Source organism: Ramlibacter lithotrophicus, assembly GCF_012184415.1.
In the GTDB taxonomy this organism is placed as follows: Bacteria; Pseudomonadota; Gammaproteobacteria; order Burkholderiales; family Burkholderiaceae_C; genus Ramlibacter; species Ramlibacter lithotrophicus.
In genome coordinates this window covers 1,166,235-1,191,749 of record NZ_VTOX01000001.1, presented here as the reverse complement: position 1 = coordinate 1,191,749, position 25,515 = coordinate 1,166,235, and the positions used below count along the sequence as shown (strand labels likewise).

The 25,515-nt window shown below is 69.5% G+C and carries 24 protein-coding genes; 2 read left to right on the top strand and 22 right to left on the bottom strand.

The genetic code is table 11. From position 1 onward, the window contains the following. Positions 1 to 65: 65 nt before the first annotated feature. From RAMLITH_RS05610 to RAMLITH_RS05600, 3 genes are read right to left on the bottom strand one after another with little or no spacing between them, the layout of a single operon-like run. Positions 66 to 725, bottom strand: a complete 660-nt coding sequence (locus tag RAMLITH_RS05610; RefSeq protein ID WP_168106296.1) for an ABC transporter ATP-binding protein — start codon at positions 723 to 725, stop codon at positions 66 to 68. Then, positions 722 to 1,693 carry a tRNA (adenosine(37)-N6)-dimethylallyltransferase MiaA gene (gene miaA / locus RAMLITH_RS05605; protein WP_168106295.1) on the bottom strand — a complete coding sequence of 324 codons (972 nt, stop codon included), beginning with the start codon at positions 1,691 to 1,693 and terminating at the stop codon, positions 722 to 724. The genes RAMLITH_RS05610 and miaA overlap by 4 nt, the downstream gene beginning before the upstream one ends. Beyond that, positions 1,671 to 2,906: a multidrug effflux MFS transporter gene (locus tag RAMLITH_RS05600; RefSeq protein ID WP_202883234.1), complete on the bottom strand. Its 1,236-nt coding sequence runs from the start codon at positions 2,904 to 2,906 to the stop codon at positions 1,671 to 1,673. The genes miaA and RAMLITH_RS05600 overlap by 23 nt, the downstream gene beginning before the upstream one ends. Before the next feature lie 191 nt (positions 2,907 to 3,097). On the opposite strand from RAMLITH_RS05600, the gene RAMLITH_RS05595 reads away from it, so the two are divergent. After that, positions 3,098 to 4,216: a hypothetical protein gene (locus RAMLITH_RS05595; RefSeq protein WP_168106293.1), complete on the top strand. Its 1,119-nt coding sequence runs from the start codon at positions 3,098 to 3,100 to the stop codon at positions 4,214 to 4,216. A gap of 33 nt (positions 4,217 to 4,249) precedes the next feature. Here RAMLITH_RS05595 and RAMLITH_RS05590 read toward each other — a convergent pair whose 3' ends face one another. Next, positions 4,250 to 5,386 carry a glycerophosphodiester phosphodiesterase gene (locus RAMLITH_RS05590; RefSeq protein ID WP_168106292.1) on the bottom strand — a complete coding sequence of 379 codons (1,137 nt, stop codon included), beginning with the start codon at positions 5,384 to 5,386 and terminating at the stop codon, positions 4,250 to 4,252. A gap of 55 nt (positions 5,387 to 5,441) precedes the next feature. Then, positions 5,442 to 6,740, bottom strand: a complete 1,299-nt coding sequence (locus RAMLITH_RS05585; RefSeq protein ID WP_168106291.1) for a glycosyltransferase — start codon at positions 6,738 to 6,740, stop codon at positions 5,442 to 5,444. A gap of 119 nt (positions 6,741 to 6,859) precedes the next feature. Between RAMLITH_RS05585 and RAMLITH_RS05580 the strand changes: the two genes are divergently transcribed. Next, complete coding sequence (locus tag RAMLITH_RS05580) at positions 6,860 to 7,789, top strand: helix-turn-helix domain-containing protein (RefSeq protein ID WP_168106290.1); 930 nt, start codon at positions 6,860 to 6,862, stop codon at positions 7,787 to 7,789. 73 nt (positions 7,790 to 7,862) lie between these two features. Here RAMLITH_RS05580 and RAMLITH_RS05575 read toward each other — a convergent pair whose 3' ends face one another. From RAMLITH_RS05575 to RAMLITH_RS05495, 17 genes are all read right to left on the bottom strand, one after another. Further along, on the bottom strand, positions 7,863 to 9,062 hold the full coding sequence (locus RAMLITH_RS05575; protein WP_168106289.1) for a hypothetical protein: 1,200 nt from the start codon (positions 9,060 to 9,062) through the stop codon (positions 7,863 to 7,865). Between the two features lie 19 nt (positions 9,063 to 9,081). After that, positions 9,082 to 9,384: a helix-turn-helix domain-containing protein gene (locus RAMLITH_RS05570; protein WP_168106288.1), complete on the bottom strand. Its 303-nt coding sequence runs from the start codon at positions 9,382 to 9,384 to the stop codon at positions 9,082 to 9,084. Continuing rightward, a complete protein-coding gene (locus RAMLITH_RS05565) occupies positions 9,371 to 9,703 on the bottom strand; it encodes a type II toxin-antitoxin system RelE/ParE family toxin (protein WP_168106287.1) in 333 nt (110 codons plus the stop codon). Before RAMLITH_RS05565 ends, RAMLITH_RS05570 begins: the two co-directional genes overlap by 14 nt. 52 nt (positions 9,704 to 9,755) lie before the next feature. Next, positions 9,756 to 10,361 (bottom strand): carboxymuconolactone decarboxylase family protein, encoded by a 606-nt coding sequence (locus RAMLITH_RS05560; RefSeq protein WP_168106286.1) that lies wholly within the window; start codon positions 10,359 to 10,361, stop codon positions 9,756 to 9,758. A 64-nt stretch (positions 10,362 to 10,425) separates the two neighbouring features. Next, on the bottom strand, positions 10,426 to 11,262 hold the full coding sequence (locus RAMLITH_RS05555; RefSeq protein ID WP_168106285.1) for a class I SAM-dependent methyltransferase: 837 nt from the start codon (positions 11,260 to 11,262) through the stop codon (positions 10,426 to 10,428). Positions 11,263 to 11,486: 224 nt separating this feature from the next. Next, entirely contained in the window at positions 11,487 to 12,005 is a 519-nt protein-coding gene (locus tag RAMLITH_RS05550; protein ID WP_168106284.1) for an energy transducer TonB, read from the bottom strand. A gap of 15 nt (positions 12,006 to 12,020) precedes the next feature. After that, on the bottom strand, positions 12,021 to 12,698 hold the full coding sequence (locus RAMLITH_RS05545) for a class I SAM-dependent methyltransferase (RefSeq protein WP_168106283.1): 678 nt from the start codon (positions 12,696 to 12,698) through the stop codon (positions 12,021 to 12,023). 7 nt (positions 12,699 to 12,705) lie between these two features. Next, complete coding sequence (locus tag RAMLITH_RS05540) at positions 12,706 to 13,002, bottom strand: type II toxin-antitoxin system RelE/ParE family toxin (protein ID WP_168106282.1); 297 nt, start codon at positions 13,000 to 13,002, stop codon at positions 12,706 to 12,708. A 7-nt stretch (positions 13,003 to 13,009) separates the two neighbouring features. Further along, entirely contained in the window at positions 13,010 to 13,231 is a 222-nt protein-coding gene (locus RAMLITH_RS05535) for a hypothetical protein (RefSeq protein WP_168106281.1), read from the bottom strand. Positions 13,232 to 13,367: 136 nt separating this feature from the next. Continuing rightward, entirely contained in the window at positions 13,368 to 16,049 is a 2,682-nt protein-coding gene (locus tag RAMLITH_RS05530) for an excinuclease ABC subunit UvrA (protein WP_168106280.1), read from the bottom strand. Between the two features lie 115 nt (positions 16,050 to 16,164). Next, positions 16,165 to 18,924: an Ig-like domain-containing domain gene (locus RAMLITH_RS05525; protein ID WP_168106279.1), complete on the bottom strand. Its 2,760-nt coding sequence runs from the start codon at positions 18,922 to 18,924 to the stop codon at positions 16,165 to 16,167. Continuing rightward, a complete protein-coding gene (locus RAMLITH_RS05520; protein ID WP_168106278.1) occupies positions 18,921 to 19,736 on the bottom strand; it encodes an Ig-like domain-containing domain in 816 nt (271 codons plus the stop codon). The genes RAMLITH_RS05525 and RAMLITH_RS05520 overlap by 4 nt, the downstream gene beginning before the upstream one ends. A gap of 180 nt (positions 19,737 to 19,916) precedes the next feature. After that, complete coding sequence (locus RAMLITH_RS05515) at positions 19,917 to 21,452, bottom strand: class I adenylate-forming enzyme family protein (RefSeq protein WP_168106277.1); 1,536 nt, start codon at positions 21,450 to 21,452, stop codon at positions 19,917 to 19,919. A 55-nt stretch (positions 21,453 to 21,507) separates the two neighbouring features. After that, positions 21,508 to 21,939: a nuclear transport factor 2 family protein gene (locus RAMLITH_RS05510; RefSeq protein WP_168106276.1), complete on the bottom strand. Its 432-nt coding sequence runs from the start codon at positions 21,937 to 21,939 to the stop codon at positions 21,508 to 21,510. 103 nt (positions 21,940 to 22,042) lie between these two features. Further along, complete coding sequence (locus RAMLITH_RS05505) at positions 22,043 to 22,882, bottom strand: alpha/beta hydrolase (RefSeq protein ID WP_168106275.1); 840 nt, start codon at positions 22,880 to 22,882, stop codon at positions 22,043 to 22,045. A gap of 63 nt (positions 22,883 to 22,945) precedes the next feature. Next, positions 22,946 to 25,015 carry a TonB-dependent receptor gene (locus RAMLITH_RS05500; protein WP_168106274.1) on the bottom strand — a complete coding sequence of 690 codons (2,070 nt, stop codon included), beginning with the start codon at positions 25,013 to 25,015 and terminating at the stop codon, positions 22,946 to 22,948. A 70-nt stretch (positions 25,016 to 25,085) separates the two neighbouring features. Next, positions 25,086 to 25,448 carry a hypothetical protein gene (locus tag RAMLITH_RS05495; protein ID WP_168106273.1) on the bottom strand — a complete coding sequence of 121 codons (363 nt, stop codon included), beginning with the start codon at positions 25,446 to 25,448 and terminating at the stop codon, positions 25,086 to 25,088. Positions 25,449 to 25,515: the final 67 nt, after the last annotated feature.

Genomic DNA, 25,515 nt, shown 5'->3' with positions numbered 1-25,515 from the left:
GCGGCTGAAAGTTCGAAGGCCCTTGGCGCGCGGGCGCCAAGGGCCTTCTGCCTTTGCGCCCGGCGTCAGGCCGCGGCGCCGATCCCTTCGCTCGTGAGGTGCAGCACCCGGTCCGCCCTCTGCGCCGCGGCCGCCGAATGCGTCACCAGCACCAGCGCCGCGCCGCGTTCGCGGGTCTGTGCGATCAGCACGTCCATCACCTTGGCGGCGGTCGTCGGGTCGAGATTGCCGGTCGGCTCGTCGGCCAGCAGCAGGCTGGGGCGATGCACCAGCGCCCTGGCGATGGCGACGCGCTGCAGCTGCCCGCCGGACAACTGCTGCGGCAGCCGCGGCCCCAGCCCGTGCAGGCCCACCGCATCGAGCATCTGCTCCACCCGCGCGTCGTCGCGCTCGCCCTGCAGCATCAGCGGCACGGTGACGTTCTGCGCCACGTCCAGGTGCGGCAGCACGTGGAACGCCTGGAACACGAAGCCGACCTCCTTGCGCCGCAGCAGCGCGCGCTGGTCGTCGGTCAATGTCGACAGGTCCTGCCCGGCCAGCAACACGGTGCCGGCGTCCCAGGTGTCCAGGCCGGCCATGCAATTGAGCAGCGTCGACTTGCCGACGCCCGATTCGCCCACGATGGCGACGAATTCGCCGGGAGCCACGTCGAGCGACACGTGTTCGAACACCGCCACGTCGCCGTAGCGCTTCGCCAGGTCGCGCACGCTGACCGTTACCGTCATGCGAGCGCCTCCCGCACCGCGCGAAGCAGCTGCTGCATCGCATCGGGCGCGTCGCATTCGACCACGCGCCGCTGCGGCATGCTGCGCAGCCACGTGAGCTGACGCTTGGCGAGCTGCCGCGTGGCGGCGACGCCGCGCTCGCGCAGCAGGTGCATCGGGAAGGGGTGAACGTCGCCCGCGGCCTCGTGCTCGTCGAGCAGTTCCCACGCCTGCCGGTAGCCGACGCAGCGCATGCTCGGCAGCCCGGGCGCCAGGTCGCCGCGTTCGCGCAGCGCCTGTACCTCGCCGAGGAAGCCGGCGGCCAGCATCGCATCGAAGCGCCGCGCGATGCGCTCGTGCAGCCAGGAGCGCTCCCGCGGCTCCAGCGAGAACAGCGGCGTGTCGTTGACGGCGCCCGCCGAACGCTGGCCGTGAAAGCTGGAAAGGGCCCGTCCCGTGGCGCGATACACCTCCAGCGCGCGCTGGATGCGCTGCGAATCGGCGGGGGCCAGCCGAGCCGCCGTCGCGGCATCGACCTGCGCCAGTTGGGCGTGCATGGCCGGCCAGCCGAGGCTCGACGCTTCCGCCTCGATCTCCGCGCGGATCGCCGGGTCGGCCGGCGGCATCGCGTCCAGCCCTTCGTACCAGGCCTTGAAGTACAGCATGGTGCCGCCCACGAGGAGTGCCAGCCGGCCGCGGGCGTTGATTTCGCCGATCAGCCGCTGCGCGTCGGCGGCGAACTCCGCCGCGCTGTAAGCCTGCGACGGGTCGCGGATGTCGACCAGGTGGTGCGGCACGGCGGCGAGCTCGTCGACCGACGGCTTGGCGGTCCCGATGTCCATGCCGCGGTAGACCAGTGCCGAGTCCACCGAGATGATCTCCGCGCCGTGTTCGCGCGCGATCGCCAGCGCCGCGGCGGTCTTGCCCGACGCGGTGGGGCCGGCGAGCGCCACGGCCCGCGCGCGCTCACGCCCGCCGGGGCTCGCCATGCCGCTGCACCAGCGTCCAGGCCACCACGGCGAGGCAGACGCTCCAGAACCACACGCCGTTGGTCAGCGCGAAGACGCTGCCGTCCAGCCGCTGACCGACCCAGATGCCGACGCCGAAGGCGACCACCATGCTGATGAAGCCGTTCAGTGCCGAAGCGGCGCCCGCGGCCTGCGGGAAGGGGCCCACGGCGCCGCTCTGCGCGCACGGCTGGTGGATGCCGTGCGCCAGGATGAAGAGGTAGTACGGCAGGATCATCAGCAGCGGCTGGCGCACGCCGGCCAGCGCCGCCAGGCCCAGCACGGTGCCGCCCGCCACCGACAGGCCGCCGGCGATGGCGACCGAGCGCCTGACCCCGTAGCGCGGCAGCAGCCGCCGGCACACCCGCGTGCCGACCAGGTACGTGAACGACATCGAGAACACCAGCACGCCGTATTCGATGCGTGTGAGGCCCAGCACCTTGATGAAGACGAAGGAAGACGAGGCCAGGAAGGTGAACAGGCCCGCGTACGTGCAGGTCGCCAGCGCCGTGTAGGCCAGGAACGTGGGGTTGCGCACGATCGCCCACCAGGTGGTGACCAGCGTGCGCGGCTCCAGCGCGCGCGGATTGCGCCGGGGCGCCGACTCCCGGAAGCGCAGCGCGACCAGCGTCACAGCGGTGGCGCCGAACAGCGCGAGGCCGCCGAGGACCCAGCGCCAGCCGAACGCCTCGCCGATCAGCCCCCCGATCGGCGGCGACAGGCACGCGATCACGCCCAGCCCGCCCATCGCGTTGGCCATCACGCGGGCCCCGATCTCGGGCGAGTAGAGGTCGCGGATGATGGCCCGTGCGCCCATGACCGCGGCGCCCATCGCCGCACCCTGCACCGTGCGCCACGCGATCAGCAGCTCCATCGACGGCGCCAGCGCGCACCCGATCGACGCCAGCGTGTAGGCGGCCAGGCCGGTCAGCAGCACCGGTCGCCGCCCGAACCGGTCCGACAGCGGCCCCCACACGAGCTGCGACGTGCCGAACGCCAGCAGCAAGGTGATGAGCGTGAGCTGAGCCTGCGACACCGACGCGCCGAAGCTCTCGGTGAGCGCCGGCAGCGACGGCAGGTACAGGTCGGTGGTGATCGGCTGGATGCCCAGCAGCAGCGAAAGCACGACCACGACGACGGCCGGCGTCATGGCGGGAGTGCGATCGGCGGATACGGTCTGCGGCGCGGCGGGCATGCGCGCAGTAGGTTAGCAGAAGGGGCGGCGCCGGGCCGGGGCGATGGCACCGGGCCAGGCGCGGGAGGGCGCGACCCGCCTGCCGGCGAGCTGCGGCTTCATTTGTTGACGCATATCAGGGCCGGCCGGGGTCGGAGTCCTATTTTTGATGGACGAGCACTGTCTGCTTGCCTTTGTCCGGGAGCCTGCCCATGTCTGCCGCATCCCATCTCGCGCAGTACAACCTCACCGTTGCCGACGCGCGCGCCTTTATCATGGACAACATGTACCGTCCGGCGTACATCTACGACGTGGCGGTCCAGTACGGCGTGGACTCCGAGATGCTGGCCGAGATCTATGGCGGCGTGACAGGCCACGACGTGATGCAGTTCTTCTTCCAGCAGGGCCTGGACGCGGGCCGTCTCGTCCCGACGGCCCCCGCCGCGTCGGTGGTGATGCGCGGCACGTCGATCGGCTATCTGTCGTCCCAGTCGGCAGTGGAAGTGCAGCTGCCGCAGGCGCTCGACGTCGGCGACCTGCAGAACCTCGGGAATTACGCCTCCTCGCTCGGCATGTTCGGGGAGCGCGCGCAGGTGGTCACCATGGGCCAGGCGGGCGATCCGGCAGGCTATGCATCGGCCGTCCGCATCGCCACCGGCAGCGGCGCCACGCTGACGCCGGGCCTCACCAGCCTCACCTTGATGGCCACCGACAGCAACGGCGTGTTGCGCAAGGTCGTCATCGATCTTCCGCCGGTGAGCCTCGCGGGCACCGCCGGCGACGACACGCTGCGCGCGACCGCGAACGACGAACTGCTCAGCCTGACCCTGGGCGGCAGCGACACCGTGGTGCTGGCGTTGCCGGATCGCAGCACCGACACGATCTACGACTTCACGCCCGGCCAGGGCCCGGCGGCCGACGTGCTGGACCTGCGCGCCTTCGGGCTGAACGGCGTGGCCGGCACGCTGCCGGTGCCGCAGGTGCAGGGCGTGGCGGCTTTCGCCAGCAGTGCGACGGGCGCCGCCGACGTCTCCAACAAGGTGGTGCTGGTGAAGAACGTCGACGCCAGCATGTTCCGCGGCTTCGTCGCCGACCGGTTGTTCGGCGCCGGCAACCCGCTGTCCCTCGCCGCCAACAGCAAGGCGCTGGTGCTCCTGTTCGAGTCGAACGACAACTTCGACGACGTCTACTACGTCAGCAACGACGCCGATCCCACGGTGACGAGCCTGGAGGTGCACGACCTCGGCGCGATCAAGCTCACCGGCGTCTACCTGCCCGGCAGCGGGACCTACGTCGAAGGCAGCTTTCTCACGAGCAACTTCGTGCTGTGAGTCGGCCCGGCACCGGCGCGCCAGCCCCGACGCTTACAGCGCGTTGCGCGCGGCGACTCCGGTCGCCGGGAAGTCGGTGAACACGCCGTCCACGCCCAGCCGCATGTAGTACTCCATCTCCTTCTGCGGGTCGGCGAAACCGTAGCCGCTGGCATCGTTGCGGAAGGTCCAGGTATGCACCAGCAGGCCCCTGGCGTGCGCCGCTTCCACCACGCCGGTGCTGCCCTCGACGCGGCGGTCGTTGATGGTGAGCGTGGTGTTGCCGGTGCGCTCCACCCGGTCGTTCACCGTCCGCACCAGGTACGGCTTCCAGGGGCCCACGGCGTCGGCGTAGGTCTTCACGAAGTCCAGGCCACTGGCGGTGAGCAGGTCGGCGAAGGTGCGCGGGTCGCCCTTGACGACGAAGTCGTAGGGCTGGCGGTACGGCGCCACCAGCGACATGCTGCCGTCATCGTTGACGTCGTCGGCGTCCACCAGCTGCACCAGCTTGATGTCGGTCCTGGTGTTGAGGTACTGCAGGTTGGCGACCTCGAACGACTGGATGAACACCGGCGCCGAGCGGGTGTTGCCGTAGGCGCCATGCAGCGCGGCGACCAGCTTGTCCTCGAACACGTTCGCGCCGAAACCGACCACGGTGGCGTGGAAGGTGGAGTGCTTGATCTCGGGGTAGATGCCAACGGTGCGGCCGGTGCGCGCGCTTTCGGCCCTGGCCAGGGCAATCACCTCGTCCAGTGTTGGAATGCCGAACTGCCCGTCGAATGCCTTGGAGCGCGCGGCGTTGGACTGCACGGCGCGCAGCGTCTTGATCTCGGCCAGCGTGAAGTCGCTGGCGAAGTACGCCGTGGTCGACACGCCGTCCACCATCTTGGTGGTCTTCCGGCTGGCGGGGAACTTCTGCGCCACATCGGTGGTGCCGTCGATCATCGGCTCGTGCCGCGCGATCATCACGCCGTCGCGGGTGAGCACCAGGTCGGGTTCGATGTAGTCCGCGCCCTGCGCGATGGCCAGTGCGTACGACTCCAGCGTGTGTTCGGGCCGCTCGCCCGAGGCGCCGCGGTGGCCGATGACCAGGGGAGGCACGCCGCCGAGCGTGGCGTAGCCGTTGCCACCGCCGCCGCAAGCCTGCAGCAACGCCAGCGCCGTGGCGCCGATGAGAAGACGGATGTTCATGGGGATTGGTGTTTGGCACCCGCGAGGCTGCGGGCCTCCGGACTGTAGGCCCGGCTCATGAAACCTGCATGACAGCGGGGTGATGACGTCCGGCGGCCGGAGCGCCGGACCCCCAGAGCCGATCCAGGATCGACTCGCACGCGACGGCGGGTGCATTGCAAGCGGCAAGGCGTGTCGCCACTTCCTGGCAGCGCCGACGGGTCGTGCTGTCGGAGACCAGATCCTTCAGTGCACCGGCCACGGCTCGCGCGGTGTACTGCTTGGGCAACAGCTCCTTGGCGACGCCGAGACGCACCGCCCGGCTGGCGTTGTCGAACTGGTCATAGGCCACGGGCCGGATGAGCTGGGGCACGCCCGCCCTGAAAGCCTGGCTGGTGGAGCCAATGCCGCCGTGATGAACGAAGGCGGCCAGCCTGGGCAGCAGTTCGCCGAACGGCGCGTAGTTCACGTGAATGACGTTCGAGGGCAGCGACGCGGAGATCTGCTCGGGGAAGTGCGACAGGAGAACCCCCCTCAGCCCGGCTTCCTTGCAGGCCCTGGCGGACGCTTCGAAGAAGCCGTGGGCGGTTGCCGTGGCCGTCCCCGCCGAAAAGCCCACGGGAGGCGGGCCTGCCTCGATGAATTCGCGAAGGTCCTGCGGCAGCGCAAGGCGCTCGCCGCGGTCATGCAGTGGAAAGCCGGCAAGGACCGCATGCGAGGGCCAGTCGTCCTGGGGCTGCGCGAACCAGTCCGGAAACATGCCGACGACGCAATCGGCTGCGTGAATCCAGGAAGCGAACATTCGCTCGACAGGGGGCAAGCCAAGCTCGGCGCGCAACCTGTTGCACGGCCGCGTGAAGTTCGGGTCGTAGAAGAACGTATCGAGCATCCACCACGCGAGCCGCTTCACGGGCGGCGGGGTGCGGGCATCGATCCAGTGGGGCACCAGCCGGGCCGGACTCGCGTTCGACCGGAACACCGCAGGCGCCAGATGGACCGTCGCGCAAGGGATGCCGTCGGTCTCCCGCAGCAACCGCGGCGCGAACAGCAGGGAGCCGCCGACCGTGATGGTTTCGCCGGGCACGACATCCGCCTTCATCGCGTGGTAGTAACCCGGGGCGATGTCGGCCAGTTCGCTGGCCACCCGCTTGAAGGCTTTCCTGGGATGGCGCTCGACCGTTTCCCGGAAGAGCGTCCGGTAGGCGTCTTCCGTGCTGATGGGAACGAAGGCGATCGACGCGTCCGCCGCGCAACGGCGGAAGAAGGGGTTGGCATAGAGGATGACCTCGTGGCCTCGCGCGGCGAATTCACGGCCCAGCGCAACGAAGGGAAGCACGTCGCCGTGACTGCCGGCTGCAGAAATCAGCACTCTCATGGGCCAGCCTTGAGGGGACAAGTTGAATCGGTCTTCGCCTGCAGTGTTCTCCCGGCCGGGCTTTCTGTCTTGAACGCAAACGACATGGCCGGCGCTGCGCCGACGGTATGCTCGCGGAGATGCCAAGTGTCTCGCTCCCGTCACGGCCGGCTTGCCCCGCCCCTTTCGCACGGGCGCCGCGTGCGCAGGGCGGGCACCATGAACGGCTGCACCTGCCGACCACCGGCCTGCAAGGTGCCGTGGTCGCCGTGGTCTGCCGGGACATCCGCGGCACGCCGCTGGACGACGCGCAGCGCTTGACCCACTTTCCGGCCTCGCCGCTGATGTGCCTCAGCTGCTTTCAGGGCTTCGACGTCGGGCTGGTGGAGCCCACGGGCGGAGGCAAGTCGTGGCGCCCGTTCGACTCGCACGTGATGGTTTCCGGAAGCCAGTCCGCGCCCACCGTGACTTGGGCGCCCGGCCCCGGACGCGGCGTCATCGTCATCCTGACCGTGGACGTGGCCCAGGCCCTGTTCGGGTTGGACGCGCGCCTGCTGCAGGACCGGTTCGTGCCGGCCCGCGAGGCGCTCGATTCTTCGTGGAGGCCGCTGCTGGATGCGCTGCGTTCGGCGCCGGACGACGCGGCGAGCCTGCGCGCACTGGAGCGGCACCTCGCCCCCCGCTGGCAAGCGTTGCGGCCGGCTCAGGCGCCGCTGGCATCGCTGCGCCGGATCGGACGCCACTGGCTCCAACACCTGGCATGGCAGGCGATGCAGTGGCGCCGCACGCACAGCCCGCGCCAGGTGGAGCGCCGGATCAAGGCGATGAGCGGCCGCTCGCTGCGTGAATGGACCGCCCTGGTCAGGACCGAAGGCCTGTTCTTCGCAGCGCGTCAACGCTACGAGGCCGGTGCGCCCTTCGACTGGGCGGGACTCGCCCAGGAAGAGGGTTTCGCCGACCAGGCACACCTGGTGCGTGCCACCAAGCGGATCACCGGCTTCGCGCCCGCGGAATTCGCAAGGCGCTACGCCGAAGACGAGTCGTTCTGGCTGTACCGGTTGTGGGTGTGACGGCAGCGGCCGGCGGTGCCAGGCCGAACCGGGGTTCGGCTGCGCGAGGTGCGACCGCGCCCGATAGTCTTCCTCACTTGACGATCCACGACTCGAGCATCGCGCTCAGGCGTTCCTCGATCTCCGCCATGCGGACCAGGTGGATACGCCGAAACAACGCGGAGACGCGCAGGCCGCGCTGGGCATCGCCGAAAAACATTTCGCAGCGCGCACCCTCCTCGCTGATGCCCCGCTCCGCGTCGCACACGGCGTAGTACGGACCGCCGCCGGCCTTGACCGCCTTGAAGACATGGTGGCGCGAGACCACGTTGACCGGCAGGCGAGCTTGCGTCTTGCGGTAATCGTAGACCGTCGCCTCGCGGTCGCCGACCCGCTCGGTGTCGGCGCCGCCTTCGGCCAGGAAACGCTCCACCTCGTCTTCGGGGCGGGCGCGCGTTTCCGCGGCGACCCGGATGAGGATGGCGGCGGGGTCGCCAAGTGGTTGCCGCCAGTTGTCGCGGGTGTAGCCGCCGAAGTCGGGCAGGAAGACCCAGAATCCGATGCTCGGCAACCGCTGCTCGGACCTGGCCACCTCGCCTTGCGGGGAGATGTAGTGCGCCGGGACCCTGAACCGGGTTCCGGCCACATCGACCTCCACGGGGGCCTGCGAGTAATTGCGGGCGACGGCTTCCTCGCGTTCTTTCTCGATCTGCGCCGGGCTCTTGTATTCGCGCGCCTGCTGCTCCAGCGCTTCGCGCTCGGCGAGCAATCGCGCCTTGAAAGGTCCGAGCCCATCGATCGCCTTGCGGCGGCGTTCGCGCATCGTCGGGTCGGTTGGGTCCAGCTTCATGGCCACGGCCCATCGCGCGAACGTTTTCTCGTCCCAGGCGACGACGGCGTCGAGCGTCTTCACCAGCGCCGGGATATCGCGGAATGCCGCGGCGTTGACCTGCTCGCCGAGGGTCATGACAAGGATCGTGAGGATCTGGGCGTTCTGCCCCTGGAGCGTCGGCCAATACCGTGCGCGCAACTGGCCGGAGTAGAACCAGAACACGGCCTGGTCGCGCTGGCCGCCCTCGAGCAATGGAACCGCCGCCTGCATCAGCAGGTGCGGTTCGACGGTGGCGGCTTCCCTGATGACCCGCTGCACCGCTTTCGGGTCCTTGGCGGCCAGCGCCTGCTCCAGCGACCGATCGGCCCACGCGCGGTTCGGTACACAAAGGAAGACGACGTAGAGGAGGAGGGCCAGCGCAGACGCCGCCTTGAATGGATGCGTGATGTCAGGCGCGCTCATCGGCCATCTCCTCGACCCGTCAGGTCACGCGACGCCCCCGCTGGCGGACCAGGCGGATCTCCAGCTTGCAGCCGAGCGCCTCTGCGTAGCGTGAAAGGGTGGCAATGGATGGCGAATGCTTGCCGCGGCCGGACTCCATCCGCGCCACGGCCGACTGGGTCGTCCCGATCTTCTCGGCGACCTGCGCCTGTGTGAGACCCTTCTGGGTGCGCGCCTTCAGAAACTCGTCCAGGAGAGCGAACTCTTCCCGGGTTTTCTCGAACTCGGCTTGCACTTCGCTATCCCGAAGCGCCTTCGCACGCAACTGCTTATGCGTCAGCATCCTTCCACTCCTTCATCCGCTTGCGCGCCACTGCAAGTTCTTTCGGCGGCGTCCTGTTGGTCTTCTTCACGAACTGATGGAGCATGACGATCCGGCGGCCCACCAGAGTGCAGTAGAACACCCGGCCAATACCTTCCTGTGACTTCAATCGAAGCTCGAACAGACCGGAGCCCATCGCCCGTGTGTGAGGCATTCCGAGGTCGGGACCGTACTCGAGCATGCGATCGGTCAACTGCAGATATCGCGCCAGGAGCCCGGCAGGAAGCGCGAGTACGGCCTCCTGGAGTCTCTCGTCGTGGTACCGGATCTCCCAGTTCACGGACGAGAGTATAGCAAATACGCTATGTTTCGTCGGCTGCCAACGCCGCGTGTCAGGGCAGTGGGGTGTCCGCCGGCGCCGCGCCCGGCCGCCGCCCGTACGTGACGGCCGAGCGAACCTCGGCCGGCGCGGTGTCGACCAGCTGCCAGTCGGGATTCGCCCCCAGCGCGTCGTTGACGGTGGAGAACGCGAGCCGGAACGCCACGAAAGCCGTCGCTTCGAAGATCGCGCGATCGTCGAGTCCGGCGCTGCGCAGCATGGCGACGTCGGCAGGCGTCGTGCCGTTCGGATCGGCGACGACCTTGCGCGCCCAGGCCGCCAGCGCGCGGTCGCGGGCGGTCAGCGCGGCGTCGTCACCGGCTTTGAGCACTGCTCCAGCCGCCGTGGCGCCGGCTTCGGCGGCCAGCGTCTTGCCCCAGGCCAGCGAGCAGTACGAATCCTGCAATTGCGAAGCCATCGCACACACCAGCACGGCCTGGTCGCGCCTGGACAGGCCCGAGCTCGACGTGAGCTGGCCGCGCAGCGCGGCAAACGAGTCGAAGATGTCGGGTCGCCACGCCCACGCCGAGGTGAGGTTCATGACGAACCCCTGGGCGGCCTGGTTCGATTCGTAGATGCGCTCCACGGCGGCAGTGGGCTCCGGCGGCGGCAAGAACATGGGCAGCTCCCTGGATGGACGAAGGCGCAGGGTACTTCATGTGCCGTCGCGCCGCTGGCATCGATCACTTGGTGGCGATCACCTGTGCGAGGGCGATCCGCCCCTCCTCCAGGTTGCGCCGCTGGTTCTGTGCCATGGCCGAAAAGTCGGACCCGAGCAGCACATGAAAGCCGAGCGGCGACAGGCCGTCCTTGCGGATCTTCTCCGCCAGCCTGACGAACCACGCACGCGCCACATCCGTGGTGTCGGACCAAGTTGCCACGGTGAAACCGGCGCTCTCGAGCAGTTCGCGCAACTGTTCCGGCGTCGCCAGGAAGCTCGATTCCGCGGTGCGCGCCCAGGGGACGGGGAACACGACGGGACCGGACGGCCCGGCAAGAATGTCGTGGATCGCGAGCGTTCCGCCAGGTTTGAGAACCCGATGCATCTCGCCGTACAGCCTGGCCTTGTCCGGGATGTTCATCGCCACATGCTCGGTCCAGACGACGTCGAACGAAGCATCCGGAAACGGCAGGTTCGTGGCGTCTCCCTGGCGATATTCGACGAGGGCAGCGAGCCCCGTCCGGTCGGACAGCATCGCGGCGGCGCGGCAATACTCTTCGGTCAGGTCGATCCCGGTGACGCGGCATCCGAACTCCCGGGCAAGACAGCGCGAGGTGCCACCGATCCCGCTGCCCACGTCGAGCACGTGCTTGGTGGCGTCGAGATTGGCAGCGCGCGCCAGTTCGAGCGTCGCCACCCGGCCGCGAATGTGAAACTCGTCGATCGGGGCCAGGTCTTCGGGCGTCAGGCGATCGAGATCCTTGCCGGCCTGCTCGAGTGCAGCCAGGATGGCGCCGCCAAGATCGGGCCGGGTGTAATGGGCCTCGACGGTTTCGCTGACCCGTATCGGAGTTGACATCGCTTTCCTCTTTGCTCGACCGCCAGACCAGGTTGGGCAAGATCACGTTCGCGGCAGTAGCGAACCCGACGATTGGATCAGCCAGGAAGCGCATCGCGGTCGTGGCGCGCTCCGGGCGGTGACCCAATCTGCGGCCGATTCTGGCAGTCACCGGCCGTTTCGGAAACCCCGTGCGTGGCAGGATGGACGAAGGCGCAGGCGCACTTGTTGTGCGCCCCGGCCCGTCAGCGCCGCCGGGTGAACTCCATGCGGAACGGGAACTGCATCGTGCAGGGGCTGCCGTTGCACAGCGCCGGCTTGTACTTCTGGAGCATCAGCACGGCCGCGACGAACTGCACCATCCGCGGATCGGGCGACCGCAGCACCTCCACCGACGTGGCCTCGCCTTGCGGATTGACTTGCACGGCCATCGTCAGACCGCCGGTCACCTGCAGCTTCTGCTGCGCGGCCGCGACGGCCTTCAAGATCGGCGCCAGTCCGCCGGCCGGAAACGGCGGCTCGTCGCCGGGCCCGAGCTGCTCGTACAGCGCCTTGACGGCCGCCTGCTGTTCGGGCGTGAGTTCGGCATAGCGCTTGTCGTAGGGAACGATGCCGCCCGTGACGATGTCGCGCTTGATGTTGGTGCCGGTGGAGGGGGTGTCCTGGCGCAGCGAGTAGGCGGGGCGCGGCTGGTCTTGGGCGTGCAGGGCAGTCGCGGCGACGGAGAGCAGGAGGGGCAGGCAGAGGAGGGGGAGTAAATGCATGACGGGTTCCGGCGATCACTTCCGCCGCGCGAGCATTGTCCAGAGGAAGTCCTTGCCGAAGAGTTTGGCCCCCTCGGGTTGGTTCCGCATCCGGCGGAACACCAGGATGTCGAACTCCGCCCCCCAGAGGTGGCGCAGGCGCTCCTCGTCGTAGCCGAGGCCCCAGCCGAGCGAGCCACGCTCGTACACCTCGTCGTCCGGGAAGTTGTTGCCGCCTTCGGGCGTGAAGCACACCAGCCCGAACGCGCCGCCAGGCTTCAATGCGCTCGAGACGAGGTGAACGTACCTCGTGCGCTGATGCGGGGGAATGTGATGAAAGCAACCACTGTCGTAGGCGAAGTCGTAGGTGCCGGCACGGAGTTCGCGATCGAATATCGACGTGCAGTGAACGGCGACCGCCACGCCAGCCTTGCCGACTTCCTCACGTGCCCATTTGACAGCCGACGCCGATTGGTCCACGGCGTCAACCGCGAACCCCTGCCTCGCAAGATAGATGGCGTTGCGCGCGTTGCCGCAGCCGATGTCCAGCGCTCGCTGGCCTTCGAGAGCACCCGCACGAACCCACTCGTCGAGGTTTTCGTCCGGCGCAAGCACGAAGATGGGGCAGGCCCGCTCCCGGTTTTCGTAGAAGGGCTGCCAGTTGGAGCGCTCGGTGATCTCGAGGTGGAGCTCGTCGATTGACCTCTTCGACATCACAGCCTCAGAGCGCAGGACCGTGGCCGCGACTCGCGTGCCAGAACGCAAGAACAACCAGCGTGCCGCCAGTCACGCGGTAGTACACGTGATATCTGGTGCGGGCGAGATAGAGCCGACGGATGTCGGGGTAGTGCCGCGCGCTGCAGCGCGCCCCGATGCCAGGTTGCTGGGCGAGCACTTCGAGCGCCTCCCCCAGGTCCACGCGAATCGCGTCTGGAGCCGCAGGCCGATTCTCAGCCCACCATAACGCGGCACGTTCGATCTGTGCGAGCGCTCGCGGAGTGACCTCGACCGCGAGCACGCTCAGCTCAGGCGATGCGGCGAAGCCGCTCGAAGAGTTCTGCGGCCGTCACGGTCTCGCCACGGTCAGCCTCGGCGATGGAAGCCGCCAGTTCGGTCTCGAGCTCCGGAGGAAGATCGAAGGTCTCCTCCGCGTCGCGAGCCAGCACGGTCACGACTGTGCCCTCAGGCAAGTTGGCGCCCTCGAGGACCACTTTTCCATCGATGACAGTACCAGTAGCGAGTTGCATACCCGGAATGCTACACCCGGATGGCCCGACCGCAATACGGTGACGCCGAACGACCCACAGGTCCCATCAAGTGATCATTAGAAGAACTGCACTATGTGGGGATCGACAGATGCGTAGCACCTCGAGTATCCCTCGCTCACGGGGCCGACCGCACCATCGCCTCCGCCAAATACCCCGCCGTCCGACTCCCCTTCGCCTTCGCCACCGCCTCCGGCCGTCCCTCCGCCACGATCCTCCCGCCATCGCGTCCCGCCCCCGGCCCGATATCGACCACCCAGTCGCTTTGCGCGACCACGCGCATCTCGTGCTCCACGACGATCACGGTGTTGCCTTCGTCGACCAGCCGCTGCAACTGCGCGAGCAGGCGGTCGACGTCGGAAGGGTGCAGGCCGGTGGTGGGTTCGTCCAGCACGTACAAGGTGTCGCCGCGGTGGGCGCGCTGCAGCTCGGTGGCGAGCTTGATGCGCTGGGCCTCGCCGCCCGAAAGCTCCGTGGCGGGCTGGCCCAGGCGCAGGTAGCCCAGGCCGATGTCCTGCAGCACCTGCAGCGGGCGGGCCACGGCGGGCTCCTCGGCGAAGAACTCTGCCGCTTCGCTGACGGTCATGCCCAGCACCTGGGCGATGCTCTTGCCGTTCCACTCAATCTCCAGCGTCTGCGCGTTGTAGCGCGCGCCGTGGCAGTCGGGGCAGGGCGCGTAGACGCTGGGCATGAAGAGCAGCTCCACCATCACGAAGCCTTCGCCTTCGCAGGTGGCGCAGCGGCCCTTGGGCACGTTGAACGAGAAACGGCCGGCGTCGTAGCGGCGTTTGCGCGCGGCAGGCGTCGCGGCAAACAGCTTGCGCACGGCGTCGAACAGGCCGGTGTAAGTGGCCAGGTTCGATCGCGGCGTGCGGCCGATCGGCTTCTGGTCCACCTGCACCAGCCGGCGGATGGCGTGCAGGTCGCCGGCCAACCGGCCGCTGGTGGTGCGCACCTGTTCCTCGATCAGGTCGGCTTCGTCTTCGGCCGCGTCCGGCGCGGGCTGTCCCAGATGCTTCGCCACCAGTTCCAGCAGCGCCTGGCTCACCAGGCTCGACTTGCCCGATCCCGACACGCCCGTCACCGACGTGAAGCATCCCAGCGGAAAGGCGGCGTCCAGCCCCTGCAGGTTGTTGCGCGTGATGCCTTGCAGGCGCAGCCAGCCGGCCGGGTCGCGCGGCGCGCGCTCGGGCAGGTGCGCCTCGCCGAATAGGTGCTGGCGCGTGTGCGACTGCGCGACCCGCGCCAGTCCCTCGGGCGGGCCGCTGTAGAGGACGCGGCCGCCGCGCTCGCCGGCGTCCGGTCCCACGTCCACCAGCCAGTCGGCGCGCCGCATCATCGCGACGTCGTGTTCCACCAGGAACACGCTGTTGCCGGAAGCTTTCAGTCGCTGCAGCGCGGCCAGCAGCGCCTCGCCGTCGGCGGGGTGCAGGCCGGCGGAGGGTTCGTCCAGCACATAGATCACGCCGAACAGGTGCGAGCCGAGCGCGGTCGCCAGCCGCAGCCGCTGCAGTTCGCCCGGCGACAGCGTCGGCGTGCTGCGATCCAGCGACAGGTAGCCCAGGCCCAGGTCGATCAGCGTCTTCAGCCGCGCCAGCACGTCGTGGGCGAGGCGCTGCGCGGCGATGCGCTTTTCTTCGGAGAGATTCGGCGTGCGCCGTACGTCGGGCGCGGCGGCATGCGCCGAGCCGCCGTGCGCCACGCGATCGGCGACGGCGCGCTTCGCCTCGCCGCGACTGAGCGTCGCCCGGTCGGCCGCATCGTCCTGCAGCCGGCCTTCGGCCGCGGGGCGCAGCAGCTCGGCGACGTCGGCCAGCGGCAGCTGCGACAGCTCGCCGATGTCATGGCCGGCAAAGCGCACCGACAGCGCCTCGGGCTTGAGCCGCTTGCCCTGGCACGCGGGGCAGGGCGTGCTGACGATGTACTGCGATACGCGCTTCTTCATCAGCGCGCTCTGGCTGTTGGCAAAGGTGTTCAGCACGTAGTCGCGCGCGCTGGTGAAGGTGCCCATGTAACTGGGCTCCATCTTCGAGCGCAGCGCGGCCCGCGTCTCCTTGGGGGTGAAGCCGGCATACACCGGCACCGTGGGCGTCTCGCCGGTGTAGAGGATCCAGTCGCGATCCTTTTTCGGCAGGTCGCGCCACGGCTTGTCGACGTCGTAGCCCAGCGTCACCAGGATGTCGCGCAGGTTCTGCCCGTGCCACGCCGGCGGCCAGGCGGCGATGGCACGCTCGCGGATGGTGAGGCTGGGGTCCGGCACCATCGACGCCTCGTTTGCGTCGTAAATGCGGCCCTGGCCGTGGCAGCGCGGGCAGGCGCCTTGCGGCGTGTTGGGCGAGAAGTCCTCCGCGTACAGCATCGGCTGGTGCGGCGGGTAGCTGCCGGCCCGCGAGTACAACATCCGCAGCAGGCTGGAGATGGTGGTGACGCTGCCCACCGAGGAGCGCACGCTGGGCGTGCCGCGCGCCTGCTGCAGCGCCACGGCCGGCGGCAGGCCTTCGATGGAGTCGACGTCGGGCACGCCGGCCTGGTCGATCAGCCGCCGCGCATACGGCGACACCGATTCGAGGTAGCGGCGCTGGGCCTCGGCGTAGATGGTGCCGAAGGCCAGCGACGACTTGCCCGAGCCCGAAACTCCGCTGAACACCACCAGCGCGCCGCGCGGGATGTCGACGGCTACGTCCTTCAGGTTGTGCTCGCGGGCGCCGCGCACCCGTACGCAGTCGCGCGGGTCGGGGCTGCTCGCGGGCGCGGCAGCGTCATTGTCGGGCTCGGCGCGGCCCTTGCGTTCCTTCGCCATCTGGCCACATTACGGCGTCAGCTCGGCGGCGCCGGTCGGACGCCGCGGCCATGCGCTGTAGGAAGACCGCCGCGGCCCGGCCGGCCGGGACACGGATGACGGAGGTGCGCGCCGCTCAGGCCGGTGGCACCCCGACGAGTGCCGTAGTGAAGAAGTAGTCCTGGATGGCGGCCTCGTTGCCGGCGAGATCCTCGACCGCGCCGGGTCCGAACAGCAACTTGTAGTCGGTCCCAGGCTGCAGGTTGTTCGCCGGATCGATGACCAGGCTCGACCCGGTGAAGTGGATGCCCGCGTCGGTGGCCGTGGTAAATGCCTGCACCCAATCGCCATGTGCCGTGAGCAAGGTGATCGTGCCCCAACCCGCCTGCACCGGTTCGTCGAAGGTGATGGTGAAGTTGGAGTCCGGCGGCAGCGTGTTGCTGCCGGGCGCCGGAACAAACCCGGTGGCCGTGGGAGCGACGATGTCCTGGCTGGCCGTCGCGGTGAACGGCCAGAAGGTGACTCCCGAATAGGCGAGGCCGGACAGGTCCTCCACCGCATCGGGGCTGACTACCAGCCGATACGTCGTTCCCGCCTGCAGGTCGGCCGTCGGGTTGATGATGACGTTGGGGCCGCTGAACTGGATGCCGGGGTGCGTCGCGGTCACGAACGTCTCCACCACGTCGCCGGCCGCGGTCTCCAGCGTGATCGTGCCGGAGCCGGCTTTCACTGCCTCGTTGAAGGTGAGGCTCATGTTCCAGTCCACCGGGATCTTGCTCTCCGGGAAGCGACCCAGCAGGATCGGCCCTTCGTTAGGGCCGGTGGAGGTTCCGGCTGTCGTGAACGCATGTCCGCTCACGCCGGCGAAGGCGTTGTCGGAAAGATCCTCGATCGCATCGGCACTGACGACCAGCTGGTACGTCGTTCCGGGTTGCAGATCGGCCGTCGGGTCGATGATCACGCTGGCTCCGTTGAAGCGGATGCCTGGATCCGTGGCAGTCGCGAACGTCTGCACCACTTGGCCGCCCGCGGTCTGCAGCGTGATCGTCCCGGCGCCCGCCTGCACGTCCTCGTCGAAGGTGATGGCCAGGCTCCAGTCGGGCGGTAGCGTGTTGCTGCCTGCGGCGGGGAAGAAGTCGATGGCGGCGGGGGCCGTCGAATCGCCTCCCGGCGGCGGCGCGGATCCTGCGGTGGAGAAGCTGTGGCCGCTCACCCCGGCGGAGGCGTTGCCGGCGAGGTCACGCACGGCATCCGCGCTGACGACCAACTGGTACGTCGTTCCGGGTTGCAGGTCGGCCGCCGGGTCGATGATCACGCTGGCTCCGTCGAAGCGGATGCCAGGATCGGTGGCCGTCGCGAACGTCTGCACCACCTGGCCGGCTGCCGTCTGCAGCGTGATCGTGCCGGAGCCCGCCTGCACCGCCTCGTTGAAGGTGATGGCCAGGCTCCAGTCGGGCGGCAGCGTATTGCTGCCGGCGGCGGGGAAGAAGTCGACCGCCACGGGCGCGCCGGGGTCTCCTCCGGCCGGCGGCTGGCCCGCCGTGGTGAAGCCGTAGTCGCTGACGCCCGCATAGGCATTGCCGGCGAGATCCTGGATGGCGCCGGGGCTGACGACGAGCTGGTACGTGGTGCCGGGCAGCAGGTCGGCCGCCGGATCGATCACCACGCTGCGGTCCACGAAGCGGATGCCGGGGTCGCTGGCAACATCGAACGTCTGCACCACCTGGCCGCCTGACGTCTGCAGCGTGATCGTGCCGGCGCCCGCCTGCACTGCTTCGTTGAAGGTGATGGCCAGGTTCCAGTCGGGTGGCAGCGTGTTGCTGCCGGCGGCGGGAAAGAAGTCGACCGCCACGGGCGCGCCGGCGTCGCCTCCGGCAGGGGGTTGGCCCGCCGTCATGAACCCGTAGTCGCTCACGCCCGCATAGGCGTTCCCGGCCAGGTCCGTGATCGCACCGGGGGCGACGACCAGCTGATAGTGCGCGCCCGGCAGCAGGTCGGCTGCCGGATCGATGATCACGCTGGCCCCGTTGAACCGGATGCGGGGATCGCTGGCGACATCGAACGTCTGCACCACCTGGCCGCCTGCCGTGCGCAGCGTGATCGTCCCGGCGCCGGCCTGCACCGCCTCGTCGAAGGTGATGGCGAGGTTCCAGTCCGGCGGCAGCGAGTTGCTGCCCGAGGCGGGAAAGAAGTCGATCGGGGCGGGCGCCACCGTGTCGGAGCCGGGGGGCGGCGCCGTCACCGCCTCGAATTTCTGGACCTGCACGTCCGTGGCGGTCCCAGCATTGGTCACTTCGAAGGCTGCCAGGAAGCCGCCCTCGGGGGTTGCCGCGAGCATCGTTCCGGGCACCTGCACCGGCGGGCCGACGCGATGACCGGCGGCATCGAAGGACTGGGCAAGGATGACGCCGGTCGGCTCGTTGCTTGCATCGACCTCCTTCCACGCCGCGAAAAAGCCGCCATCGCCCCGGGGCGTGACCAGGATCCGCGTGAAGTTCTCGTGCGTCAGCCCCGGCAGGTCGAAGTCGACGGGTGGCGCGAGCGGCGTGCCCGATGCGTCGAACACCTCGAACTGCCAGCCGTTGCTCGCCAGGACCGTGCCGTTGGCGAGGGTGGCGAGTTCCGGATAGAACCCGCGGGCGTAGCTCGAAATGCTGGTGACCACGGCCCCGGAGCCGTCGAACAGCGTCGTCTCGAACTTGTCGAGGCCGCCGTAGCGGGCGTCGATGCCGTGGGTCATCAACGCCCAGCCGCCGCCGGCGACTGCCGCGACGTCCCAGCCGCTCAACCCAGAGCCGATGCTCATCTCGCCGCCCACCTTGGCCCCGTTCGCATCGAACCGCTGGGCCAGGAGTTTGGTCGTGGCGAGGGCGCCGCCGCCATCGCGCAGTGTCATGACACCAGATGGCCGCCGCCATCGAGCGCAACCGTCTTCGCCGGGTGAAGGCTGACGTGTTGGGTGGTGTTCGGTGCGACCGGTGCGCCGAGCGATTGTCCGGTGGCGTCGAAACGCTGCGTGAACATCGTGGTGCTGCCGTCAGAAGCTATGCGCGGCCCCTCCCACGTGAGCACGAAGCCGCCGCCCTCCAGGGCGTCGACGAGCGGCACGACGGCGTCCTGCGCCAGCAACACCTCGCCACCGATCTTCGCGCCGTTCGCGTCATAGCGCTGGCCGCGGATCTCTCCGTCCAGTGTCGAAGCGCTCGCCGTGGGGATCGACGCCCACGCCACGAAGAAGCTGCCGTCGGCCAACTGCGCGATCTGCGGCTGCGTCTGTTCGCCGGCCGCCAGCGCGTTCGCCTGGCTCGCAGCTGCGGGCCTGAAGAGGGAGGGCGCCGAGTCAGGCAGCGGAACGGCGGTCCGGAAATCGAGCGCCATGCTCGCCGATGGATTGCGCGCGAAGTCGACGACTGCCCCGGACGGGAACTCGAGGCGGTAGGCCGTGTCGGGCGCGAGCGGCGCAGGCAACGCGAGAGATGCCCACTGGGGCGCCATCGGTTCCGCCGCGATCTGGTCCCAACTCGCCACCACGGCGCCGCCGGCGGTCTTGAGCACGACCGGTCCGGCGGCCGCCTGCGCCTGCACGTACTCGCTGAACCTGAACCACAGCGTGGTGTCGTTGACGTCGACCCAGTTTTCTCCGCTGGTGGGATCGGACCACAGCAGGGTGGGAGCGAGGTCGGCTAGCGACTGTGCGGTTTGGCTCATGATGCCTCGACAGGTGGGTCAAAGGCGATGAGTTTCAGCAGAGTCGCCGCGTTGTCCTGTCAGCGCGGACCGCTGCGGCCTGTCCGTGCCTGGAGACACAGCCATTGCAGGACGCGCGGGGCTGGGGCCTGCAACGGCATGCTCGAGGAGCCCTCCGTCATGGCGCAGGCGCCAGCGGCGTCAGATCTTCTGCTCGCGTCCGGCCCAGTACGGCGCCCGCAGTTCACGCTTGAGGGTCTTGCCGGCGGCGCTGCGCGGGAAGTCGGGCAGCACCAGCACCTCCGACACGCGCTGGTAGCGCGCGGCCACGCGCTCGTTGATCCAGTCGCGCAACTCGGCGGCGCTGGCGGAACGCGGCTCGCGCAGGACCACGGCGGCCACCGGCGTCTCGCCCCATTTCTCGTGCGGCACGCCGAAGACGGCCACTTCGCGCACCGCGGGGTGGCGGGCGACGACTTCCTCGACATCGCGCGGATACACCTTCATGCCGCCCGAATCGATCATGTCCTTCTTGCGGTCCACCAGGTACAGGAAGCCTTCCTCGTCGACGTAGCCCATGTCGCCGCTGAACAGCCAGCCGCCCTTCACCGCCTGCTGGGTGAGGTCTGGCCGCTTGTAGTAGCCCTGCATCCGGACCGGGCCGCGGCCGACGATCTCGCCGATCTCGCGCGGCGGCAGGTCGCGGCCGTCGAGGTCGACGATACGCATGTCGAAATGCTGCGGCGGGCGTCCGACCGAGCCCGCCTTGCGCACGGCGTCTTCACGGTCGAGGATCGTGAGGAAGCCCTCGGTCAGGCCGTACAGCTCGTAGAAACGGTGCGGCAGGTCGGCGTTGAGGCGGTCCTTGTGCTGCTGCAGCAGCGGCGCCCCCAGCGACAGGATGCACTCCAGCGACGCCAGGCGCTCGGGCCGATACTGCGGCGACGAGAGGATGGCGATGATCTGCGTCGGCACCAGCACGATGTGCGTGATGCGCTCGCGCTCGATGGCGGCGATGGTCGCTTCGGCGTCGAACTGCGGCAGCAGCACGTAGGTCCCGCCCAGCCAGAAGCTCGGCATCATCGTCACGTAGGCGCCGTTGAAGACGATGGCGCCGGCGTGCAAGGTGCGCGACTCGGGCGTCATGCGGTACGCGGCGGCCATCAGCAGGCAGTACATGGACCGCACGTAGTGGCTGTGCATGATGCCCTTGGGCAGGCCCGTCGTGCCGCTGGTGTACATGATGTTGAACAGGTCGTCGGGCCCGCACGACTCCGGGACGAACGTCTCGTCCTGTGCTGCCGTGAGCGCCGCGTAGTCGCCGAACTCGCGCGTCTCGCCGTCGATCAGCAGCACGCGTCCCGGCAGCAGCGGCGCGAGTTCGGCGCGGATGGCGTCGAGCGCCGGCAGCATCGAGCGCTGGCTGACCAGGCATTTCGCGTCGGAGTCGCGCAGCAGGCTGGCGAGACCCGACGGCATCAGCAGCGGCGACAGCGGCACCAGCGCGGCGCCGATGGCGGGCACCGCCCAGACCAGTTCCAGCGCTTCGCGCGAGTTGCCGAGCACCGTCGCGACCTTGTCGCCCTTGCGGATGCCCAGCGAGCGCAGCAGGTTGGCGGCGCGAGCGACGCGGGCGCCGAACTGGGCGTAGGTAAGGCGTTCGTCGCCGAACACGACGGCCGTCGCGTCGGGGCGGAAGCGCGCGTGCCGCGGGATGAGGGTGGCCAGTTCCAGCATCGGTGTGTCCTCGGATGCGGGCGCAGTATGCCCCGGCCGGCCGGCCCGTGGCGAGTTACGCCGCCAGCTTCCTGATCAGCGTGACGGCGCGGCCGAGGACGGGGAAGGCTTCCAGCATCGGCGCGGTGTCCCAGTAATCGACGTGGTCGACCACCTTGCCGTCGTCGTCGAAGGTGGTCCTGGACATGCCTTCGATCGTCCATTGCCGGCGCGGCATCTTCCTCACGCGAAACTGCATGGTCCAGTGCGACAGCAGGACGTTGCCGCACTGGGCACGATCGCCGCGCTGGAACCCGATGTCGTCGAGGTCGCGGAACCACTTGTGCAGGTACGCGACCACGGCGTCTATGCCCTGGGCGTCCGTCAAGGGATCGCGATAGCGCATCCTGGGCGATGCCAGGGTCCGGATGTCTTCGACCGAATCCTTGGTCAAGGTCTCGAAGAACCGCACGCAGGCCAGGATGGCCGACTCCGACGGTGCAACCATGTTTCCCCTCCGGTTCGTGACGCGGCGGCGGGCCGCCGGATCAGTATGGACCCATTGTCGAGCTTGGGAAAGTGGTCGCGGCGGGCCCCGGCAGGCCGCACGGTCAGTGCAGCTGGAAGAACTCCGCCAGCGCTTCGCGGTAACGCGCGAGGCCCACCGCCATGGTGCTGTGGTGCGAGCCGCCTTCCACCAGCAGGAAGCGCTTGCGGCCCTGCGCCGCCTCGTACAGCTTGCGGCCCAGCTCGCTCTGGATCAGGCGGTCCTGGTCGCCGTGCACCACCAGCAGCGGCGAGCCGACCTTGGCCACCTTGCGCACGGCCTCGAAGCGCTGCGAGATCAGCGGCCCGATCGGCAGCCAGCCCCACTTCATCGTGCTGGCGACGTCGGGGATCGATGTGAACGTGCCTTCGACGATCGTGCCGCGCTCGTCGGCCACGCGCGACGCCAGGTCGATGGCGATGGCGCCGCCCAGCGAGTGGCCGAAGATGTAGCGCTGGCGCTCGGGATATTTCGCGGCCAGCCAGTCCCAGGCGGCCCGCGCGTCCTCGTACGCCATCTCCTCCGACGGTAGCCCCGGCGTGCTCTTGCCGAAGCCGCGGTAGTCGATGGCCAGCACCGAGAAGCCCAGTTCGTGCATGCGGCGGATGCGCGGCGCCGAGCCGGCGACGTTCCAGCGCGCGCCGTGCAGGTACAGCAGCACCGGGGCGCCCACCGGCTTGTCGGCGGGCAGCCAGAGTCCGTGCAGCCTGGCCGGCGCCTCGCTGACCTTCGACTCGAACTCGATCCACACGTCGTCCATGCCTTCCGCCAATGCGGCAGAACCGCCCCAGGCGCGGTCGCTCGGCTGGAAGATCAGCGCCCGCTCGCGCTCCTCGAGCGTGGCGCAGCCGACGCTCAAGGCGACGGCGGTGACGGCGGCGGCGAGGAAGGACCAGCGTTTCATGGAACCAGGAGGGAGTGGCCGAGCTTGGAAAAGTTCGGCCAATCGGGGTCAGATTCCAATTATTCAGAAGCTGGCCTGCAGCCCAACCTTGAGACTGCGCCCCGGCAGCGGCACGCGGCCCGGCGCCGACTGCGTGAGGATCGACGTCGCGCTGTAGGCGAGCCGGTCGGTGGCGTTGTCCAGGCGCGCATACCAGAGCAGGCTCGCCCGCTGCAGCTGCATGCGGTACTGCGCGGACGCCTGCCAGAGTGTGTACGAGCCGGTCGGCCGGTCGCCGGCCGGAACGCGCGACTGCGCCGCATGGTGGTCGAAGCCGAGCCGAGCCGACCAGGGGCCGCGGCTCCAGGTCCCGGTCGCTCCGACGCGCACCGGCGCGATGCGCGGCAACGGCTGCCCGATGCTGCGGTTCATGGCACGCACCAGGTCGCCGCGCAGCTCGACGTCGACGGTGTGGCCTGCGGCATCCCATGCGCGCATGGTCCCGCTCGCCTCGACCCCGCGGAATGTGGCCCGCACGCCCTGGTAGGCCATCTCCGGCATCACTTCGGCGCTGCAGCCCGACTCCAGCGAGGTGCCGTCGCCGCAATCGGCGGCGCCCGTACCACCGGCGCCGCCGCCGTCGGCGTCACGCAGCCTGCCGGTGCCCAGCAGCGCGATGTAGTTGGCGAAGCGGCTGCTGAACGCGTTGACGCGCAGGCTGCTGGCCCCGTCCTTCCATTGCACGCCGGCCTCGGCGTGCGTCGAACGCTCCTTGCCCAGGTCGGCGCTGCCGACTTCATACGCGCCGGTCGCCACGTGGGGGCCGTCGGCATACAGCTCGTAGTCCTTGGGCGCGCGCTGGCTGTGCGCCAGGTTGCCCGTGACCTGCCAGCGCGGCGCCACGTTCCACAGCACGCCCACCGACGCGCTGCCAGGGTTGAAGCTGCGCGAGGCGGGGGCGAAACGAGCCACGAGCGGACTGCCCTCCGAGGCCACCTGCACGTGTTCCGCGCGGCCGCCGAAGGTGAACTTGCCCCAGCCGGTGGCCAGCTCCTCGTACAGGAAGAGGGCGCGCTGGCGGGTCCGGCTGTACGGCGCGAAGGCCTCGGTGCCGTCGGCCGAGAAGCGCGCGCTCTCCACCTGCAGGCCGAGCACGCCTTCCAGCGACCCGAGTTTCGCGTGGCGCGCCTCCAGCCGCAGGTCGTTGCCGCGGTTGCGGAACACCGTGCCCGCTTCGGCGGCCTCGTACTCGGTGTGCCGGTAGTCGGCGTGGCCGGCCCGCGCCTTGACCGATTGCACCAGCCCGCCGGGACGCAGCTCGCCTTCCAGCGAGTAGCGGTTGCTGCGCATGCCGATGGTCACCTCGTCCTCGGCCACGGCGCCGTAGCTGCTGTCATAGGTGGTTGCCGAGGCGCCGAGATACCCGCGGTCGAAGAACAGCGAGCCGCCGACGGCGCCGCCGTCCGCTTCGCTGCCCGAGTTGCAGATGCGCGCCTCGACGCGGTTGACGCCGCCCTGGGTGCAGCCCAGCGCGGCGGGCACGCGCACGTCGCCGTGCCGGCGGCGGAAGGCGTCCACGTGCAGGCCAAGGCGGCTGTTGCCGGTTTCCACCATCGCGGCCGCGTTCTTCTCCCGGCCGCCCGTGGCGTACCCGAGGTCGGCCTTGCCGAGCACGCCTTCGCCGGGCTGGCGCGGGATGCGGTTGTCGATGACGTTGACGACGCCGCCGATCGCGTTGCCGCCGTACAGCAACGCGGCCGGCCCGCGCAGCACTTCGATCCGCTCCATGGCGAGCGGGTCGGCGGCGACTGCGTGGTCGTAACTCAGGTTCGACACGTCCAGGGCCGTGCCGCCGTTGCTGAGGATGCGGATGCGGTCGCCGTCCAGCCCGCGGATGACGGGGCGGCTGGCATTGGGGCCGAAGTAGGTGCTGCTCACGCCGGGGAGCTGGTTCAGGGTCTCGCCGAGCGTGCTTTGCGAGCGGACGGTGAGGCCGGTTCCCGAGAGCTGGGCGGCCGGCGCGACGAGGTCGGAGCCGCCAAGCGGGTTGCCCGTGATGGTGACCGGGGGCAGGGCGGACTGGGCGAGGGCGGAGCCGCCGCAGGCGGCAACCGCGGCGGCGCCGATGGCGGCGCGGACGAAGTTGGTGGACATGACTTTCCTGAGTGGGACGAGACGAGCAGCCGCCGGCCCGCGGGCAGGCAGCCGTTGCACGGGAAGAGGCTCAGGAAAGAACGGGAGGGCCGCGGGCCTGAAACTGCGCAGCGCGAGCGGCGAGCGGCGCCTGGTGCGCCAGCGGGCGCTCGAGCGCGGCCGGACAGGCGGGGGCGGGGCCGGCCTCGGTCGGGACCGCACCGCCGCAGGTCAGCGCGTCGAACAGCCGGCAGGTGGGCTCGCCGGCTTCGTGCGAGAAGACGTCCGACGCGGCGTCGCGATCGTCGGCCGCGTTCGCCGCGACTTGCGCCTGGGCGCCGGCGATCGGCCCGTGGGCGATGCCGTGCAGCAGTCCGAGCGCCTGCGCGAACAGCAGCGCGACCACCACCAGGGCGGGCAGCGTGCGGCGAAGGACGCGGGCGCGAAATTGCATGCGAGGCTGGAAAGGCCCCGGAGCATACCAGCGCAAGAAAGGGAAAGGCCGGCCACGGATGCGCTTC